The 17,038-nt window shown below is 72.8% G+C and carries 19 protein-coding genes; 7 read left to right on the top strand and 12 right to left on the bottom strand.

Going from position 1 to position 17,038, the window contains the following annotated elements; genetic code table 11:
- Window positions 1-89: 89 nt before the first annotated feature.
- Together IE274_RS13810 and mshA are read right to left on the bottom strand one after the other, a co-directional pair.
- The gene (locus tag IE274_RS13810; RefSeq protein ID WP_190116015.1) at window positions 90-590 is read right to left on the bottom strand and encodes a type III secretion system chaperone family protein; all 501 of its coding nucleotides are present in this window, start codon (window positions 588-590) and stop codon (window positions 90-92) included.
- Window positions 583-1,929: a D-inositol-3-phosphate glycosyltransferase gene (gene mshA / locus IE274_RS13805; protein ID WP_190116465.1), complete on the bottom strand. Its 1,347-nt coding sequence runs from the start codon at window positions 1,927-1,929 to the stop codon at window positions 583-585. Before mshA ends, IE274_RS13810 begins: the two co-directional genes overlap by 8 nt.
- Before the next feature lie 175 nt (window positions 1,930-2,104).
- On the opposite strand from mshA, the gene IE274_RS13800 reads away from it, so the two are divergent.
- The 3 genes from IE274_RS13800 to IE274_RS13790 all read left to right on the top strand — a co-directional run bounded on the left by IE274_RS13800 (window position 2,105) and on the right by IE274_RS13790 (window position 6,308).
- A complete protein-coding gene (locus tag IE274_RS13800) occupies window positions 2,105-2,911 on the top strand; it encodes a class I SAM-dependent methyltransferase (RefSeq protein WP_190116014.1) in 807 nt (268 codons plus the stop codon).
- 201 nt (window positions 2,912-3,112) lie between these two features.
- A complete protein-coding gene (locus IE274_RS13795) occupies window positions 3,113-4,177 on the top strand; it encodes a C40 family peptidase (protein ID WP_190116013.1) in 1,065 nt (354 codons plus the stop codon).
- Between the two features lie 523 nt (window positions 4,178-4,700).
- Entirely contained in the window at window positions 4,701-6,308 is a 1,608-nt protein-coding gene (locus IE274_RS13790) for a PP2C family protein-serine/threonine phosphatase (protein ID WP_190116012.1), read from the top strand.
- 30 nt (window positions 6,309-6,338) lie between these two features.
- Here the strand turns inward: IE274_RS13790 and IE274_RS13785 are convergent, their stop codons facing one another.
- The 3 genes from IE274_RS13785 to IE274_RS13775 all read right to left on the bottom strand — a co-directional run bounded on the left by IE274_RS13785 (window position 6,339) and on the right by IE274_RS13775 (window position 8,076).
- A complete protein-coding gene (locus IE274_RS13785) occupies window positions 6,339-6,689 on the bottom strand; it encodes a DUF2516 family protein (RefSeq protein ID WP_229697074.1) in 351 nt (116 codons plus the stop codon).
- A gap of 135 nt (window positions 6,690-6,824) precedes the next feature.
- The gene (locus IE274_RS13780; RefSeq protein ID WP_190116011.1) at window positions 6,825-7,460 is read right to left on the bottom strand and encodes a hypothetical protein; all 636 of its coding nucleotides are present in this window, start codon (window positions 7,458-7,460) and stop codon (window positions 6,825-6,827) included.
- Between the two features lie 37 nt (window positions 7,461-7,497).
- Window positions 7,498-8,076, bottom strand: a complete 579-nt coding sequence (locus IE274_RS13775) for a helix-turn-helix domain-containing protein (protein WP_190116010.1) — start codon at window positions 8,074-8,076, stop codon at window positions 7,498-7,500.
- A 140-nt stretch (window positions 8,077-8,216) separates the two neighbouring features.
- On the opposite strand from IE274_RS13775, the gene IE274_RS13770 reads away from it, so the two are divergent.
- Window positions 8,217-8,741 (top strand): AAA family ATPase, encoded by a 525-nt coding sequence (locus IE274_RS13770; RefSeq protein WP_190116009.1) that lies wholly within the window; start codon window positions 8,217-8,219, stop codon window positions 8,739-8,741.
- 63 nt (window positions 8,742-8,804) lie between these two features.
- On the opposite strand, the gene IE274_RS13765 is transcribed toward IE274_RS13770, so the two are convergent.
- A complete protein-coding gene (locus IE274_RS13765) occupies window positions 8,805-9,266 on the bottom strand; it encodes a pyridoxamine 5'-phosphate oxidase family protein (RefSeq protein WP_190116008.1) in 462 nt (153 codons plus the stop codon).
- Window positions 9,267-9,390: 124 nt separating this feature from the next.
- On the bottom strand, window positions 9,391-9,876 hold the full coding sequence (locus tag IE274_RS13760; RefSeq protein WP_190116007.1) for a carboxymuconolactone decarboxylase family protein: 486 nt from the start codon (window positions 9,874-9,876) through the stop codon (window positions 9,391-9,393).
- A gap of 209 nt (window positions 9,877-10,085) precedes the next feature.
- On the opposite strand from IE274_RS13760, the gene IE274_RS13755 reads away from it, so the two are divergent.
- The 3 genes from IE274_RS13755 (at window position 10,086) to IE274_RS13745 (ending at window position 12,393) form a co-directional block, all read left to right on the top strand.
- Window positions 10,086-11,006 (top strand): RNA polymerase sigma-70 factor, encoded by a 921-nt coding sequence (locus IE274_RS13755; RefSeq protein ID WP_372446995.1) that lies wholly within the window; start codon window positions 10,086-10,088, stop codon window positions 11,004-11,006.
- Between the two features lie 168 nt (window positions 11,007-11,174).
- A complete protein-coding gene (locus IE274_RS13750; protein WP_190116006.1) occupies window positions 11,175-11,843 on the top strand; it encodes a haloacid dehalogenase type II in 669 nt (222 codons plus the stop codon).
- A 79-nt stretch (window positions 11,844-11,922) separates the two neighbouring features.
- A complete protein-coding gene (locus IE274_RS13745) occupies window positions 11,923-12,393 on the top strand; it encodes a nuclear transport factor 2 family protein (protein ID WP_198897793.1) in 471 nt (156 codons plus the stop codon).
- Here IE274_RS13745 and IE274_RS13740 read toward each other — a convergent pair.
- The 5 genes from IE274_RS13740 to IE274_RS13720 all read right to left on the bottom strand — a co-directional run bounded on the left by IE274_RS13740 (window position 12,342) and on the right by IE274_RS13720 (window position 17,030).
- A complete protein-coding gene (locus IE274_RS13740; RefSeq protein ID WP_190116005.1) occupies window positions 12,342-12,965 on the bottom strand; it encodes a hypothetical protein in 624 nt (207 codons plus the stop codon). The two genes, IE274_RS13745 and IE274_RS13740, sit on opposite strands and share 52 nt — an antisense overlap.
- Before the next feature lie 92 nt (window positions 12,966-13,057).
- Window positions 13,058-14,029, bottom strand: coding sequence for an ATP-binding cassette domain-containing protein (locus IE274_RS13735; protein ID WP_190116004.1), 972 nt, complete (start codon window positions 14,027-14,029; stop codon window positions 13,058-13,060).
- 113 nt (window positions 14,030-14,142) lie between these two features.
- Window positions 14,143-14,982: a DUF4097 family beta strand repeat-containing protein gene (locus IE274_RS13730; RefSeq protein ID WP_190116003.1), complete on the bottom strand. Its 840-nt coding sequence runs from the start codon at window positions 14,980-14,982 to the stop codon at window positions 14,143-14,145.
- Between the two features lie 314 nt (window positions 14,983-15,296).
- Window positions 15,297-15,554 carry a hypothetical protein gene (locus IE274_RS13725; RefSeq protein ID WP_190116002.1) on the bottom strand — a complete coding sequence of 86 codons (258 nt, stop codon included), beginning with the start codon at window positions 15,552-15,554 and terminating at the stop codon, window positions 15,297-15,299.
- A 618-nt stretch (window positions 15,555-16,172) separates the two neighbouring features.
- Window positions 16,173-17,030, bottom strand: a complete 858-nt coding sequence (locus tag IE274_RS13720) for an SRPBCC family protein (RefSeq protein WP_190116001.1) — start codon at window positions 17,028-17,030, stop codon at window positions 16,173-16,175.
- Window positions 17,031-17,038: the final 8 nt, after the last annotated feature.

The raw sequence follows: 17,038 nt of genomic DNA, 5'->3' as shown, positions 1-17,038 counted from the left end.
CCGGGGGAAGGTGTCGTACCGCCCGAGTTATGGGCACCGCCGCATAGCGGTGGGACGGGGGCGCCGCCCGCCAGGAGAAAGCCGAGGCGCTACCGGGGCTGGGTCAAGTGGGTGAACGCGTCCAGGTTGCGGGTGGATTCGCCGCGCGCCACGCGCCACTCGTACTCCTTGCGGATCGCGGACGCGAAGCCGAGTTCCAGGAGGGTGTTGAAGGAGCCGTCGGCCGCTTCGAGGACGGAGCCGAGGAGGCGGTCGAGCTCGTCGGGGGTGACGGCGGCGAGCGGCAGCTTGCCGGCCACGTAGACGTCGCCGAGGGAGTCGATGGCGTAACCCACGCCGTACAGGCGGAGGTTGCGCTCCAGGAGCCACCGGTGGACGCCCTCGTGGTTCTCGTCGGGGCGGCGGATCACGAACGCGTTCAGAGAGAGCGAGTGCCTGCCGACGCGCAGCGAGAGGGTCGTGGAGAGCTTGCGCGTCCCGGGCAGCTTCACCACGTACGAGCCGGGCTCAGGGCACTCCCACTCCAGCTCGGCCTCGTCCAGCGCCCGCTCGATCACCGCACCGGGCGCCCCGCCAGCAACGTCAGCCATGGTGCGAGCGTACGTGACGGCGGTGATCGTGCACGGCGGCGGTGTAGACGTCGGCCGTGGCGGACGCGGCCGTACCCCACCCGAAGGACTCCGCGTGCCGCGCGGCCGCCGTGCCCATGCGGTCCACAAGCTGTGGACGGTCGGCGAACTCGCGCAGCACGCGCGCGTAGTGGGCGGGTTCGTGCCCGGAGACGAGGAACCCGGTGACGCCCTCGCGCACGGCGACGGGCAGCCCGCCCACCGCGGCGGCGAGCACGGGCGTCCCCGCGGCCTGCGCCTCGATGGCCACGAGCCCGAAGGACTCGCTGTACGACGGCATCACGAGCACGGACGCGGCCCGGAACCAGTCCGCGAGCTGCTCCTGCCCGACGGGCGGCTGGAAACGTACGACATCCGCGATCCCGAGCCGGGCGGCCAGCTTCTGCAGCCCCTCCGGCTTGGCCAGACCGCTGCCGCTGGGCCCGCCGACGACGGGCACGACGATCCGCGAGCGCAGCTCGGGCCGCTCGGCGAGGAGGACGCCGACGGCGCGCAGCAGCACGTCGGGCGCCTTCAGGGGCTGGATGCGGCCCGCGAACAGGGGGACCAGGGCGTCCTGCGGGAGGCCGAGCCGGTGCCGGGCGGCGGCCCGGCCGTCGGCGGGGCGGAAGCGGTCGAGGTTCACGCCGGGGTGGACGACGGCGACCTTGCCGGGTTCGGCTTCGTAGTGGCGTACGAGTTCGTCGGCCTCTTCGGAGGTGTTGGCGATGAGCCGGTCGGCGGCGCGCACGATCTGGGTCTCGCCGATGACGCGGGCGGTGGGCTCCGGAGTGTCGCCCTCGGCGAGCGCGGCGTTCTTGACCTTGGCCATGGTGTGCATGGCGTGCACCAGGGGGGTGCCCCAGCGCTCGGCGGCGAGCCAGCCGACGTGGCCGCTGAGCCAGTAGTGGGAGTGGACGAGGTCGTAATGGCCGGGCCGGTGGCCCGCCCAGGCCTGCATCACGCCGTGCGTGAAGGCGCAGAGCTGGGCGGGCAGCTCCTCCTTGGCGAGGCCTTCGTAGGGGCCCGCGTCGACGTGGCGGACGAGGACGCCGGGCGCGAGCTCGACGGTGGGCGGCAGGGCGCCGGTGGTGGCGCGGGTGAAGATCTCGACCTCGATGTTGATCGCGGCGAGGCGTTTGGCCAGCTCCACGATGTAGACGTTCATGCCGCCCGCGTCGCCGGTGCCGGGCTGGTGCAGCGGCGAGGTGTGCACGCTGAGCATGGCCACGCGGCGGGGGCGGCGCGAGGAGCCCGGCAGCCGGATCCTCGTGGACGGGGATGGGGAGCGACGCCCGAGCCTGGTCACGTAGTGGCTCACGTGGCGGTCCTCCTTGGCCTTGACGGCGGGCTGTGCCTTGACGGCGGGCACGACGAGGCGGAGACCGGGTGCGCGCCTCCTGGAGGAGCAACACCGGAAGCCTCACCTCCATTTCCTCTTTGCCAAAGCATTACCTTGGCTGTCTCAACCGTGACCCTTGCTTACGCTTGCCCTCATGGCCTCCCGCGTCCCCCCTCCGCCCTCCCGACCTGTGGGAACCGTGACGCGCGGGACCACCAACCCCAACCGGCTGCGCCGCATGGACCGCTGGATCGCCGCCGCCCACGGCGCCGCCCTGCGCCGCGCGGACGACCCGATCGCCGTCGACCTCGGTTACGGCGCCGCCCCCTGGACCGCCGTCGAGCTGCTGCTCCGGCTGCGTACCGCCGCCCCACGCGCGCGCGTGGTCGGCATCGAGATCGACTCGGAGCGGGTGGCGGCGGCCCGGCCCTACGCGCGCGAGGGCCTCACCTTCCGGCACGGCGGCTTCGAGGTGCCGCTGCCCGCGCGGCCGCTGCTGATCCGCGCGGCCAACGTGCTGCGCCAGTACGACGAGGACGCGGTCGCCGCCGTGTGGGAGCGGCTGTGCGCGCGCCTCGCCCCGGGCGGCCTGCTCGTCGAGGGCACCTGCGACGAGATCGGGCGGCGGCACGTGTGGGTGGCGCTCGGGCCCGAGGGGCCGCGCACGGTCACCTTCGCGGCCCGCCTCGCCTCCCTCGACCGCCCGTCCGACCTCGCCGAGCGGCTGCCGAAGGCGCTGATCCACCGCAATGTGCCGGGCGAGCCGGTGCACGCGTTCCTGCGCGACTTCGACCGGGCGTGGGCGGCGGCGGCGCCGTACGCGGCGTACGGGGCGCGGCAGCGGTGGATCCGGACGGTGCGGGACCTGACGGCGGACTGGCCGGTCCTTGACCGGAGTTCGCGGTGGCGGCAGGGGGAAGTGACGGTGGCGTGGGCGGCGTTGACGCCGCGGCGCGGCTGAAGCCCGGGCGCCGCACCGGGCCCGAACGCCGGATTCGTCCCACGCATGCCCCCTGACCTGCAGGGAACGATCTTCGCGTGCGGTTCGTCACATGTTGCGGGTGGGAGTTCGGAGTTGTCACGCGGCTCTGTCGCATTCGGCGCCGGCATGGCACCATCCCGGAAACGCCGGGAAGTTACTGACGGTAAATCAGCTTTGGGGGTGGCGTGCGTGACCGGCAAGGGGCACTCGACGACGACAGCCGTGGCACTGATCTGCGCGTGCGCGGCCGCGGTGCTCACCGCGCCGGGCACCGCGTTCGCGAGCCCGGCCGAGCCGACTCCCCCGTCGAACAGATCCCTTGAGAAGGTCCGCAAGGAGATCGAGCGGCTCTACCGCGAGGCGGGCACGGCCACGGACGCGTACAACGCCGCGGAGGAGAAGGCCGAGAAGCAGTCGGAGGAGATCGTCCGGCTCGCGAGATCCATCGACAAGGGCCAGACGAAGCTGGACCGCCTCAAGGCCCGCGCGGGCGCGGCCGCCCGCGCGCAGTACCGCGGCGGCGGTGTCCCGGACGAGGCCCGGCTGCTGCTCAGCGAGAACCCGAGCCGCTTCCTCGACGGCGCGGGCCGACTGCGCCAGGGCCAGCACGCCACCAAGGCGATGCTCACGGAAATGAGCCGCACCCAGGCGGACTTGAAGACGTACGCCAAGGACGCCTCCGCCCAGTGGAAGAAGCTGGAGGCGAACCGCAAGGCCAAGGCCGAGGCGAAGAAGCAGGTCAAGAAGAAGATCGCCACCGCCGAGAAGCTGGAGTCGCGCCTGGAGAAGAAGGAGCGCGAGCGGCTGCGGAAGCTGGAGGAGGAGGCCGCGCTCAGACAGCAGTCGGCCTGGGTGGACACCGGCATACTCAAGGACGCCAACGGCAAGGCGACCTCCCCCGGCAAGAAGGCGATCGCGTTCGCCACGGCACAGATGGGCAAGCCCTATGTGTGGGGCGCGGAGGGCCCGAAGTCGTACGACTGCTCGGGGCTCACGTCCCAGGCCTGGGCGGCCGCGGGCAAGACCATCCCGCGCACCTCGCAGGAGCAGTGGAAGCGGCTCCCGCGCGTCGACGTGCAGAACATGCGCCCCGGCGACCTGATCATCTACCACCAGGACGCGAGCCACGTCGGTCTGTACGTGGGCGACGGCGCGATCGTGCACGCGCCCCGGCCCGGTCGGAACGTGACGCTCGCGGGGGCGGGGTCGATGGAGATACTCGGGGTGGTGCGGCCGGACAAGTAGGCCCGGCCGGGCGGGCCGGGCGGTTGGGGTGACCCGGGCGGTCGGGCGGGCCGGGCGGTTGGGGTGACCCCGGCGGTCGGGCGGGCCGGGCGGTTGGGGTGACCGGGACGGCCGGGCGGGCCCCGTGGGCCACCGCTCCCCGTGGGCCACCGCGCCCCGTGGGCCCACCGCGCCCCTTGGGCCAGGCAGGCCAAGCGCACCCAGCGGGCCAGCCGAGCCGGAGTCGGCCACGCGGCCCGCACGCTGTGACCCACCGCACTCCGCGCCGCCCGGCCGGGCCCCGGCCGCCGCCCCCTGTGACCCACCGCACGAGCCCGCCCCCCGCTCAACCCTCCAGGCGTGACGTTCGTCATCCCAGGCGGACCGGGTTCGTGCCCAAATGCGGTCCAGGATGCGGCATATGCCGTCGGCCACGTGCGGCACGGCATTCCACACAGGCCCCGGGTGACGCTATGGTCCCCGTCTGGTGGGGCGTGCGACCGTCGCCCCGCCATGCCCTCGGGGGGAGGGAAGGATTCCAACGATGCCCGTACCCATACCGCGGCAGAGAGCGATCCCGGCCGCGGAAGGCGGTCAGGCTCACGCGGCGCCGACGACCGACGGCACCGGCCCCCTCGGCGGCCGCACCGCCGACGGCGACACCGGCACCGACCGGACCGCCGCCCACACCCCCACCACCCACAGCCCGACCGCCCACGACCCCGCAGGCCCCGACCCCGTACACGACGCACCGGCACCCGACGAAGCCGTACGCGACGCACTCGTACGCGACGACCTCGCGGACCACGACCCCGGAGGGAGCGACCCCATGGTCAGCGACCCCGTGGCCAGCGACCCCGTGGGCAACGGCACCGGGCTCACCCTGCTGGTGATCGAGGACGACCCGGCGGGCTCCCTCAGCGTGCCCGAGCTCCTGGACTCCGGGGGCAAACCGATCCGCATCCGCACCGCCCGCAACCTCACCGAGGCCGAGCGGCTGCTCACGGACGACGTGCACTGCATCCTCCTTGACCTGGCCCTGCCCGGCCGCGCCCCCGCGGGCGGCCCCACCGGCTCCACCAGCCCCGGCAACCACGGCAGCCTCAGCAACCACGGCGGCTCCCCCGCCCCCGAAGCCCCCAACGGCAAGGACCGCGACAGCGCCGCCGACGCCGCCCCCGACGAGCTGGCCGTCCTCAAGCATGTCCTGCGCCTCGCCCCGCGCCACGCCGTCCTCGCGCTCACCGCGTCCGGCGACGCCGAGATCGGCGCCCAGGCCGTGGGCGTCGGCGCGCAGGACTACCTGCTGCGCGAGGAGCTGGACGGCCGCCTGCTGAGCCGCGCCATCCGGTACGCGGTGGAGCGCAAGCGCGCCGACGCCGCCCAGCGCCAGCTCACCGAGTCCCGGCTGCGCGCGCAGGAGAACGCCCGCCTGGAGCGGGGCCTGCTGCCGACGCCGCTCCTCGAAGGCTCACCGCTGCGCTTCGCCGCCCACTACCGTCCCGGCCGCTCCCGCGCGCTGCTCGGCGGCGACTTCTACGACACGGTGCGGATGCCCGACGGCTCCGTGCACGTGATGATCGGCGACGTCTGCGGGCACGGCCCGGACGAGGCGGCGCTCGGCGTGGAGCTGCGCATCGCCTGGCGGGCGCTGACCTTCGCGGGCCTGTGCGGCGACGAGCTGCTGTCCACGCTGCAGCGGGTCCTGGAGCACGAGCGGGCCAACGAGGAGATCTTCGCGACGCTGTGCACGGTGGACATCGCGCCGGACGGCCGCCGGGCCGGCCTGTGCCTGGCCGGACACCCGTCACCGCTGATAGCGCGCCCGGGCCGCCCCGCGGAGCTGCTCCCGTACGACAACGGGGGCCCCGCGCTCGGCCTGCTGCCGCGCGCCCGCTGGCCGCGCCGCCAGGTGGAACTCGGCGGCAGCTGGAGCCTGATGCTGTACACGGACGGCCTGATCGAGGGCCGGATCGGCGAGGGCAACCAGCGGCTCGGGCAGGACGGCATGGTGGAGCTGGTGCGCCGCAAGATGGCGGCGGGCCTGCGGGGCGACGCGCTCCTGGAGGCGTCCGTGAACGAGGTCAGGGACCTCAACGGCGGCGACCTGACGGACGACGTGGCGGTATTGCTGCTCGACCGGGCACGCTGACCCGTAGACCGGGCACGCTGGCCCCGTCCCTCACCGACCGCCGTTGTACGGCCCGTACGGACCGTCGCTGCTGGAACCGCGGCGGCCGCCACCCCCGCCGGTGATCTGCCGCAGCGCGGGCCGCACGTCGACCATGTACACGATGGTCGCGATGAGGCCGATGATGGGCAGGAACGACAGGATGTTGAAGATCAGGTTCACCACGAAGGCGAGCCCGAGGATGATCAGCCAGAACGGCTTGGTCTTCTTGTCCGCCGCGCGATAGGCGTCCTCGCGCCGGATCGCGGCGTCGAGCAGCGCGAAGCCGCTGAACGCGATCAGGGCCAGCGACAGCAGCCACATGAGGTTCGAGAACCCCTGCATCAGCACAACGTCCACCACCAGTCTCGGCGAGTCCCTACGCGACGTACGCAGTCACCGTACCCGCTACCCGAACAACGGGCCGGACACTCCATGAGTGCCCGGCCCGACGCGGCGCCTCACAACGGGACGCCCGCTCGTCTCCCCAGGGGGCGACTACTTGGTGGGCGGCGTGGTCTTCTTCGCCGTCGTCTTCTTGGCGGCGGGCTTGTCCGCGGCGGTCTTCTTGGCAGCGGTGGTCTTGCGGGCGGAGCCCTGGGCCCCGCTGTCGCCCGCGTCCGTGGACGCGGCGGACTGCTCGGCCGACGCGCCCTGGGCGGCGCCCTCGTCGTCGACGGCGTCCGGCTCGACGGTCTCGGCCAGCTCGGAGAGCCCCTCGGCGGCCTCGCCGCGCCAGGCGCGGACGGTCTGCTCGCCGTGCTCGGCGACCTGGTCGTACTTCTCGCGCGCCTGGACGGCGTACTCGAAGGCGACGCCGACGCCGCGCAACGCCAGGTCCTGGGCGCCCTCGCCGATCTTCTTCAGGTCGGTGTCGAGGTTGCTGATGAAGCCGCCGACCCGGGACTGGATGACCTCACGCGCCTCCTTGGCACGGGCGGCGGCCTTGTCCTGGACTTCCTTGGGGTCGGTGTTGCGGACGGCGTCGATCCGCGCCGGGGCCTCGGCGGCGAGCTGCTCGATGAGGCCGGGCACCTTCTTGGCCTGCTGGTACGCCAGTTCGGCGCTGCCGGCGACGAAGTACAGGGGCTTGGGGTCGGTGATGGTCTTGCGCACGTCGTCGGTGATGGGCATGGTGAATGGTCCTCCCGGATTCACGTCAGCTCGGGGACTACTGGTCGGAAGACTTCTCACTGCGGCCCGCGGACTCGTTGCCGCCGGCCGCGGGCTTCTTGCCGCTGGAAGCCTTCTTGCTGCCCGAAGACCGCTTCCCCGAGGGTTGCTTGCCTGCGGGTGGTGCATCACTGCCGTCGGCCGTGCGGGAGCCGTCAGCGAGGGTGTCCGGGCCGTGGACGTCGTCGTACGACGCGCCCTCGGCGCTGCCGTCCGCGTACGCGGAGGTCGCGAAGCCGTTCTCCTTGCGGAACGACTCGTAGATCTGCAGCAGCACCTGCTTCTGCCGCTCGTTGATGGACGGGTCGGCGAGGATGACGGCGCGCGTCTCCAGCTCGTCCCGCTCCTTCTCGTCGAGGATCCCGGCCCGGACGTACAACGTCTCGGCGGAGATCCTGAGCGCCTTGGCGACCTGCTGCAGAACCTCGGCGCTCGGCTTGCGCAGCCCGCGCTCGATCTGGCTCAGATACGGATTGGACACCCCGGCGGCATCGGCGAGCTGCCGGAGCGACAGCTGCGCGGTGCGCCGCTGTTCGCGCAGGTACTCACCGAGATTGCCGACGTTGAGCGATGCCATGCGTCGATACTGCACCCCTCCCGCTAACTTTTGCAAGCACACCGCTTGCAAAAGTGCGCCATGTCACCGGGGCGTGCCGAAGCCGTACCCGTTTTTCACCGCCCCGCCCCCGCGGCCCGCCCCCGAGTTAGCGTCGATCCATGATCGTATGGCTCAACGGAACCCATGGTGCGGGCAAGACGACGACCAGTGCGCTCGTGCAGCAACTGCTCCCGGATTCACGGGTGTTCGACGCCGAGAAGGTCGGCGAGACGCTCATGGACATCACGCCGGGGCTGCCCTGGACGGGCAACTTCCAGGACTGGCCGCCGTGGCGGCCGCTCGTCGTCGAGACCGCGCGGCACGTGCTCGACTACACCGGCGGCACCCTCGTGATGCCCATGACCGTCCTGGTCGAGCAGTACTGGCGCGAGATCACCACAGGCCTCGCCCGACACGACATTCCCGTACGGCACTTCGTCCTGCACGCCGACCAGGACACCCTCCGCGAACGCATCGCGGGCGACACCGTCGTCGGCCCCGACTCCCCGTTCCGCCTCCAGTACCTGGAGCCGTACGCCGAGGCCGCCCGCACCTGGCTGCACGCCGAGGCCGAGGTCATCGACACCACCCGCCGCACGCCCGCCGAGGCCGCCCTGCGGATCGCGGAGGCCGTCAAGGGGTGAGGGGCAGAGGGCAAGGCGCGACCCGAGCCGGAGCGTGCCGACGGCTGGCCCTGCCCCTCCCCGTCAGCCCTGCCACTCCCCGTCGCGCATGATGACCCGCCCGCGCAGCTCCGGCTCACCGCGCCAGGCGCGCACCGTCCTCGGCACCACCCTGACGTACAGAAAGGCCCCCTCCTCCGCGCGAGGGTCCCACCCGAACTTGGCCGCGAAGGCCTCCGCCGCCTCCCCCGGGACCTCCCGGTCCGGAAAGCACTCCGCCTCCCCCTGCAGCAGCACCACATCGAAGGTGTCCGGCAACGCGAGCCGCACCCGCGGCTCCGCCCGGACGTTCCGCGCCGTCGCGGACGTGGCGCCGGTACACATCCACACCGCCCGCCCGTCCCACAGGAACCACAACGGCACCTGGTGCGGCCCGCGTTCAGGGTGACCCGTCGACACCCACACATCCCGCTCGACGGCGAGCCGCTCCAGAGTGTCGCGCTTGCGCTCCGCCGCCTCGCGCCGGACGTTTCCCGTGGTCTGCATGGGAGCCGACCCTAGCCAGCGGGTTCCCGGGGCGCATGGGGCGCGGGGCCTACGCCCAGCGACCGAGGGGACCGGTGCCGCCGGTACGGCCGCCGAACCCCTCGGCCCGCGGGACGGCCGACGCTCAGTTCGCGATCGTGGCCAGGTTCCCGGGCTCGTACGCCCCGCCCTGGTTGTCCAGGATCACGCCGAGGCGGTTCGTTGCGTTGATCATGGCTATCAGGGAGACCAGGGCGATGGCCTGGTCGTCGTCGTAGTGCTCGCGCACCCGTGACCAGGTCTCGTCGGAGACGCCTGCGTGCGCGTCGGTGATGCGCGTGCCCTCCTCGGTGAGCGCCAACGCGGCCCGCTCGGCCTCCGTGAACACCGTGGAGTGGCGCCACGCCGCCACCAGGGCCAGCCGCGCCGACGTCTCACCGGCCGCCGCCGCGTCCTTGGCGTGGATGTCGACGCAGAAGCCGCAGCCGTTCAGCTGGCTGGCGCGCAGCTGCACCAGCTCCTGGGTCGGCTTCGGCAGGGACGACTCCTGGATCACCTGGCTGACGGCGTGGATCCGCTTGCCGATCCTGGTGCCGAGGTCGGTCGCGAACAGGTTCATACGGGGTTCCATGGCGGGTTCCTCACTCGTGGCAGCGCACGCCGGGCGGTGCGTCCGCCCGGCGTCCTGACGACCACGAGATGCCGCCCGACCGGATCCTGTGACAGCCCGGCGATGTGACACAGGCCACCGGCCGCGAGTGTCACAGGGGGGCCGGGGGCGGCGTCTTGTGCGTGACACGGCCGCGAGGGAACGGGCAGAGGGCAGGGGCAGGGGTGGGGATGGAAACGGGGACAGGGATGGGCGAGCGCGGCGAGCGGGCCGCGCCGGGCGAGCCCGCCGACGGCGCCACCGCGGCATTCCTCAGCCACCGCAACCTCCTCTTCACCATCGCCTACGAAATGCTCGGTTCCGCCGCCGACGCCGAGGACGTCCTCCAGGAGACCTGGCTGCGCTGGGCGGGCGTCGACCACGACACCGTGCGCGACCACCGCGCGTTCCTGGTGCGGATCACCACCCGGCAGGCGCTCACCCGGCTGCGTACGCTGCGTCGGCGCAAGGAGTCCTACGTCGGCCCCTGGCTCCCCGAACCGCTGCTGACCGCGCCCGACGTGGCGGACGACGTCGAGCTGGCCGACAGCGTCTCGATGGCGATGCTGCTCGTACTGGAGACGCTCGGCCCGACCGAACGGGCCGTGTTCGTCCTGCGTGACGTCTTCGACCTCGGCTACGACGAGATCGCCCGGGCCGTCGACAAGTCCCCGGCCGCCGTCCGCCAGATCGCCCACCGCGCTCGCACCCACGTCGCCGCCCGCCGACCACGCGAGGTCGTCTCCCCGGCCGAGTCCCGTGGTGCGCTCGCCGCCTTCCAGCAGGCGATCGAGACGGGCGACCTGCGGCGTCTGCTCGACCTGATCGCGCCCGACGTCGTCCTCGTGACCGACGGCGGCGGCGTCGTACGAGCCGCCCTCGAACCCGTCGTGGGCGCCGGACAGGTGGCGCACGTCCTCGGCAGGCTCACGTCCGCGACCCTGCGGCCTGCGCAGGTCAACGGCCATCCGGCCCTGATCCTGCACACGGGCGACGTGATCGACTCCGTCATCGCGGTACGCGTCGAGGGCGGCCTCATCACGGGCCTCTACGCCGTACGCAACCCCGAGAAGCTGTCCCGCGCGGACCGCGAGACGGCGCTGAGCCGCTGAGCCCGGCGGCACTTCCGGACACCACTGCCGGACAGCATTTCCGGACACCACTGCGGAACACCACTGTGCGACAGCGCTGTGCGACAGCGCTGCGGAACAAACCGCTCCACCACACCGGTTCCCGAGATACGCCCCTTTCACCCGCCAGCCCCGCCGGAGGAGAGTCAATTGAGCCGCCCCGCCCCCCAGTTCATCACCTTCGACCTGTACGGGACCCTCACCGACTTCGCCATCGGCGCCGCCGCCCGAGAAGTGGTCGAGGACATCGCCCCACCCGACGTCCTCGACGCCTTCCTGCACCGGTTCCGCTGCTATCAGCTCGACGAGGTGATGGGTGACTGGCGGCCGTACGACGAGGTGGTCGCGCGCGCCTTCCGGCGGGCCTGCGACAGCACCGGCATCGCGTTCCGGCCCGGCGACCCCGCCGAGATCTTCGCCGCGATCCCGGAGTGGGGACCCCACCCCGACGTCCCGGAACCCCTCGCGCGCCTCGCCGAACGCTTCCCGCTCGTCATCGTCTCCAACGCCGCGGACCGCCACGTCGGTCAGAACGTCGCGAAGCTCGGCGCGCCGTTCCACGCCGTGTACACGGCGGAGATGGCGCGGGCGTACAAGCCGCGGCTCCGCGCGTTCGAGTTCATGTACGAGCAGTTGGGGTGCCGCCCGGAGGACACCCTGCACGTGTCGTCCAGCCCCCGCTACGACCTCCAGTCGGCGACCGACCTCGGCGTGCGGGACAGGGTGTACGTCAACCGGGGCCACGAGCCGTCAGTGCCCTTCTCCCACTCGTACGAGGTCACCTCCCTCGCCGGAGTGGCGGAGCTGCTGGGCGTCTGAGCGGCTCCGCAGGCGTACGGCAGACCTCGACGTCCGATGACCGCCAGCGCGCCCCCGCCCCGCCCAGCAGGCTGCGCGCATGACGAACTCACCCTCGCCCCGCACCCCGGCCACGACCCGCACCCCGGACCCCACAGCCGTCCTCACCGGCATGTACGCCGCCGAAGCCGAGTACCTCGCCGCAGGCGGCCCTGGCGAGGCCTCCTTCGACCTCCTCGCCCCCTACTTCTCCCCGGACGTCGTGCTGCGTCAGGCCGACTCCCTGCCGTACGGCGGGACCTGGCGCGGGCACGCGGGCATGGAGCGGTTCTTCCTCGCGATGAGCCGGACGTGGGCGGCGTTCGACATGCGGGAGCAGGAGTTCCTCGCCACGGGCGCGATCACGGTCGTACGCACCCAGGTCCACGCGGTCGCCCGTACCACCGGACGCGAACTCGCCTTCCCGATCCTGCAGACCATCACGATCGCCCAGGGGCGGATCACCGAGGTCCACCCGTTCTACTGGGACACGGGGGCCGTCGCGGCGGCCTGTGCGCCGCCGCCCGCTTGAGGGCGGGTCCACAGGGTCAGGTCGCTGCTGGTCGCGATGGCCAGGGTGCGGCCGGAGGGGGAGAATCCGGCGGCGCGGAACTCCGAGTACCGGGCGTGCAGGACGTGCCACCACGTCTCTCCGGCCCGGCCGCGGTGGAGGGCGTCGCCCGCGGCGAGGACGACGCGGTGGCAGGGCCAGTCGGGGCTGACGACCCGCACGGTCCAGCCGTCGGACGAGGTGCTGTGCAGGCCGCCGCCGAAGAGGCCCGCGATGTGGACGGGGGTGCCCGCGATCGGGCCGAGGCCGGGGCAGGTGAGGTCCGGGGCGTCGTCCGGGGTGCTGGTCTCGGGGTCGGGATCGCGGTCCCGGGCGATCTTCTCGCCGGTGACCGCGTCGAAGAGCCCGTGCCCGTCGGCCGACACCACCATCACGAGGTCGTGCCCGCTGCCCGGCCGCACGGCGAAGCCGATGCCGAGCAGCCCGCCGACCGGGATCATGCCGCCGGGCGCGAGCCGCCAGGGCTCGGGGGCGGGCACGACGGGGGCGTTGAGGTAGCGCTCCCGCAACCGCTGCTGGTACTCCGACGTCAACTCGGCTCCCCCTGGCCCCGCTGCTGTCCGCGCCGCTGCTGCCGCTCGGGCGTGGGGCCGATGATACGGACGGAGGGGGGTCCCCGTCCGTATCAGGGCTGGCGGTCCCGTGTTCCTGACCCGGTCAGGGCCAGGAACACGTCGTCGAGGTCCGGGGTGTGCACCGTCAGCGCCTCGGCGTGGATACCGGCGCCTTCGAGTACGTCGAGGACCGCGCGGAGGGCCGGGATGCTGCCGTCGCTGGGGATCTGCAGGGTCAGCGACTCGTCGTCACGGGTGACGGTGGAGAGCGCGAGGCGGTCGGAGGCGGCGTTCATGTGCCGCATCTCGTCGAACCGGAGCTTGATGTGCCCGCCGGGGATGCGGCGCTTCAGCTCGTCCGCGGTGCCCTCGGCCACGATCCCGCCGCCGTCCAGGACCGCGATGCGGTCGGCCAGTTGGTCGGCCTCCTCCAGATACTGCGTGGTCAGGAAGATGGTCGTGCCGCCCGCGACCAGGTCACGGATCATGTCCCACATCGTGCGGCGGCTGCGTGGGTCCAGACCCGTCGTCGGCTCGTCCAGGAAGATGATGCTGGGCCTGCCGACCAGGGTCATCGCCAGGTCGAGCTTGCGGCGCATGCCGCCGGAGAAGGCCGCGGCGGGCTTCTTGGCGACCTCGGTGAGGTCGAAGCGCGCCAGGAGCTCGGCCGCGCGCCGCCTGCCCTCGGCCTTCTCCAGGTGCAGCAGGTCCGCCATCAGGAACAGGTTCTCCTCGGCGGTCAGCAGACCGTCCACCGCCGCGAACTGCCCCGTGACACCGATGGCGTCGCGGACGGCGTCCGCCTCCTGCTCCAGGGAGTGTCCCGCCACCCGGGCGTCCCCGGCATCGGCCGAGACGAGGGTGGAGAGGATCTGGACGGTGGTGGTCTTGCCCGCGCCGTTCGGGCCCAGCAGGGCGAACACCGTGCCCTCGGAGACCTGCAGGTCGACACCGTCCAGTACGACCTTCTCGCCGTACGCCTTGCGCAGCCCCTTGGCGATGATCCCCTTCGGCGGGGCGGTCGAGCGAGTGGTGGCAGTCATCGTGCCGCCTCCTTCTTCTTTCCGTGGTCGGTTCGAGGCCGGCCTGCGCGGGTCACGAGGCCTTGCGGGTGCGGGTGCGGGTGCGGGTGCGCGGGTGACGGGTGCGGGTGCGGTCAGGCGCGCCGGATCACGATGTCGCCCCGGCCGGTGCGGGCGCGCACCTGCACGGTCTCCGCGCCCGGGCCGGGGCCGTCGGCCGCATCGATCGAGTTGTGGACCGTACCCGTCTGGGAGTTCACCTCGACCGAGGCGACGCTGGACTCGCGGATACCGACCTCGACGTCGCCGTGAGCGGCGTCGAGGGTGATCTGGCCGCGCGCCACCTCGCCGAGCTTGATGGTGCCGTTGTTCGACTTGGCGTCGACGCCCGCGTGGGCGACACCGACGGCGATGGCGCCCTCGGAGGACTGGACGCGCAGCTCGCCGGTGACCTCGCCGAGCGTGGTGTCGCCCTTGTGGTTGCGGATGTTCGCGGCGCCCGCGATGTTGCCGAGGTCGATGCGGCCCGCCGCGTCCACCTCCACGTCACCGGTGGCGCGGTCCACCCGGACGTCGCCGTGGTCGGACCTGAGGGAGGCGGCGCCGACCTCCGCGACGTGGATGTCACCGGAGGCGGACTCGAACCGGCAGTCGCCGAGGCGGCCTTCGGTGCTGAAGGCTCCGGCGGGCGCCAGGCCCTGGACGTCCGACCCGGCCGGCAGCTCGACGCTGACCTCGATCGAGCCGACGCCCTTGCCGAACAGGGACCGCTTCTTGGGGCCGGCGACCACGAGGCGGCCGTTGGTGCACGTGACCTGGACCTGCTCCGCGGCCTTCACGTCGGCCTCTTCGCGGCTGTCGCTCGGGCGCACCGAGACGACGGTGTCGAGGCGCTTGCCGCCGGAGATGCGGGCGGTTCCGATCTCGAACCCGATGAGGACGGAGAGGGGCTCGGGAGTTTCGAAAGTAGGCATGGCCGTCCTGTCTGACTGTGGTGTGCGGACCCGCTGGTCGGAGCGGGTGGCTGAGGTGTCCTGCGGCACTCCGACGGGCCGGCGTTCTCAGCCCGTGGAGCCGTACTGCTCATGACGCCAGCATGGCATCACCTTGGCGCCAATACAACCCCGCTTGGCACCCAGATGGTGCCACGGGGAGTGAGGACCAGCACACAGCGCGCCCGCGCACCGCGACAAGACCCCTGTGAGCTGGGGTTTTCCTGCTGGAGCCGGATGCTGGACCGCGCGCGCCAGCCCGCCGGAAGAGCATCGAGGCGTGGCACGGGCGACGCTCAGGAGGGCTTGCGGGGAGGGGTGGCGCGGGGGCGGCGCCATGGATGCGCCGGGCGGGGCGCCAGGCGGCGGGGGCGGACGCGCGGGCCGAGCAGGCAGCACGGACCGAGCAGGCAGCACGGACCGAGCAGGCAGCGCGGGCCGAGCAGCGCGGCCGCGCTGGCCGGGGTGCGGGCGGCGCTCACCGGGCCGGGGGCGGGGGAACGCCGGGCGGAGCTGGGGCTGGGGCCCGGGTCGACGGTGGTGCTCCTGAGCACGGAGGGGACGGCGGCGAACCCGCACGGCACGGCCTGACGGCGGGGGCGGCTGGCGGGTGACGGGGCCGCCGGTGACTCGGACCGCTGGTGACTGGGACCGCCAGTGACCCAGACCACCGATGCCCCGGACCGCCGATGACTCGGACCGCCAGTGACCCGGACCGCCGATGACTGGGACCACCAGTGACCCGGACCACCAGTGACTCGAACCACCGCTGACCCGGACCACCAGTGACCCGGACCACCGATGACCCGGACCACCAGTGACCTGGACCACCGATGCCCCGGACCGCCGGTCAACGAGACCGCCGCCGAGGGGACGGCGGCGAACCCGCACGGCACGGCCTGACGGCGGGGGCGGCTGGCGGGTGACGGGACCGCCGGTGACTCGGACCGCTGGTGACTCGGACCGCTGGTGACTGGGAACGCCGATGCCCCGGACCGCCAGTGCCCCGCACCGCCGATGACTCGAACCGCCAGTGCCCCGCACCGCCGATGACTCGAACCGCCAGTGACCCGGACCGCCGGTCAACGAGACCGCCGCCGACCGGAACCACCAGCGGCCGAAACCACCAGCGGACCGGACCCACCAGCGGCCGAGACCCGAAAGCCCCCCGTCTACCCCTCCAACAACCTCCCAGCCAACAGCTCCAACCGCGCATGCCAAGCCGCCAACGCCACCCCCGCGTCCGCGGCCCCCGCATGCGTCAGCACCAGGCGCGCCCCGTACCCCGTACCGTCCCGAAACTCCCACCGCACCGACCCACCCGCCGGACACGCGTACACGCACAGCGCGGCCTCCCGCACCTCCGTGACCACCCCCGCGGGCACCCCCTCGGCGGCGAACCCGTCGGGCACGACCTCCCCCACCACCACACCGGCGCCCCCGGTGAGTTCGGCCCACACCTCCACCGCGCCCCGCACCAACTGCCGCTCGAACCGCACACCCCCGTCCCCGGTGATCTCGCCGCCACCGAGGTCGAACTGCTCCAGATACGCCTCGTGCAAGTCCCTCTTGTCCACCTTGCTCAGGACCTCGCCGGGCTCCTCCCCGTCCAGTTGGGCGCCGAGTGCCGTGATGGACAGGTGCCACCCCGCGCTGAAGCTCGGCGCGCCGAACCGGTCGCCGAAGGTGTGGACGAGGGTGAGCAGCGAACCACCGGTCTCCGCGTCCGGCGCGATCTCCCAGCGCAGGTGGTCCGCGCCCCAGGTGAAGGCGAAGAGCCGCGGCTCCTCGACGTCGGTCACGACACCCGCGGTGCCGGAGCCGCCAGGAAACGCGAAGGCGATCGCGCCGCCCGGCACCAACTCGACCCGCACCTCGGCGGGAAACCAGTGCGCCAACTGCTCGGGCCGGGTGAGCGCCGCCCACACTCTCGCGGGCGGCTGCGCCAGCCGCCGCTCCATCCGCAGCGCGGACCGCCCGTCGCCGTCGGCCACGGTGAGGGTGTCGGAGTGGGGATTGCGGGGGCTCATACCGATTC

The organism is Streptomyces flavofungini (genome assembly GCF_014650815.1).
Classification (GTDB): domain Bacteria; phylum Actinomycetota; class Actinomycetes; order Streptomycetales; family Streptomycetaceae; genus Streptomyces; species Streptomyces flavofungini.
The sequence above is the reverse complement of the archived record's forward strand: the minus strand, read 5'-3'. Positions and strand labels throughout refer to the sequence as shown.

Bases quoted from the DNA above. Each gene is read 5' to 3' on its own strand.
- IE274_RS13760 (WP_190116007.1), bottom strand. From the start codon at position 9,876: ATGGAACCCCGTATGAACCTGTTCGCGACCGACCTCGGCACCAGGATC.
- IE274_RS13755 (WP_372446995.1), top strand. From the start codon at position 10,086: ATGGAAACGGGGACAGGGATGGGCGAGCGCGGCGAGCGGGCCGCGCCG.
- IE274_RS13800 (WP_190116014.1), top strand. From the start codon at position 2,105: ATGGCCTCCCGCGTCCCCCCTCCGCCCTCCCGACCTGTGGGAACCGTG.
- IE274_RS13735 (WP_190116004.1), bottom strand. From the start codon at position 14,029: ATGACTGCCACCACTCGCTCGACCGCCCCGCCGAAGGGGATCATCGCC.
- IE274_RS13780 (WP_190116011.1), bottom strand. From the start codon at position 7,460: ATGCCCATCACCGACGACGTGCGCAAGACCATCACCGACCCCAAGCCC.
- IE274_RS13720 (WP_190116001.1), bottom strand. From the start codon at position 17,030: ATGAGCCCCCGCAATCCCCACTCCGACACCCTCACCGTGGCCGACGGC.
- IE274_RS13790 (WP_190116012.1), top strand. From the start codon at position 4,701: ATGCCCGTACCCATACCGCGGCAGAGAGCGATCCCGGCCGCGGAAGGC.
- IE274_RS13810 (WP_190116015.1), bottom strand. From the start codon at position 590: ATGGCTGACGTTGCTGGCGGGGCGCCCGGTGCGGTGATCGAGCGGGCG.
- IE274_RS13745 (WP_198897793.1), top strand. From the start codon at position 11,923: ATGACGAACTCACCCTCGCCCCGCACCCCGGCCACGACCCGCACCCCG.
- IE274_RS13775 (WP_190116010.1), bottom strand. From the start codon at position 8,076: ATGGCATCGCTCAACGTCGGCAATCTCGGTGAGTACCTGCGCGAACAG.
- IE274_RS13765 (WP_190116008.1), bottom strand. From the start codon at position 9,266: ATGCAGACCACGGGAAACGTCCGGCGCGAGGCGGCGGAGCGCAAGCGC.
- IE274_RS13730 (WP_190116003.1), bottom strand. From the start codon at position 14,982: ATGCCTACTTTCGAAACTCCCGAGCCCCTCTCCGTCCTCATCGGGTTC.
- IE274_RS13770 (WP_190116009.1), top strand. From the start codon at position 8,217: ATGATCGTATGGCTCAACGGAACCCATGGTGCGGGCAAGACGACGACC.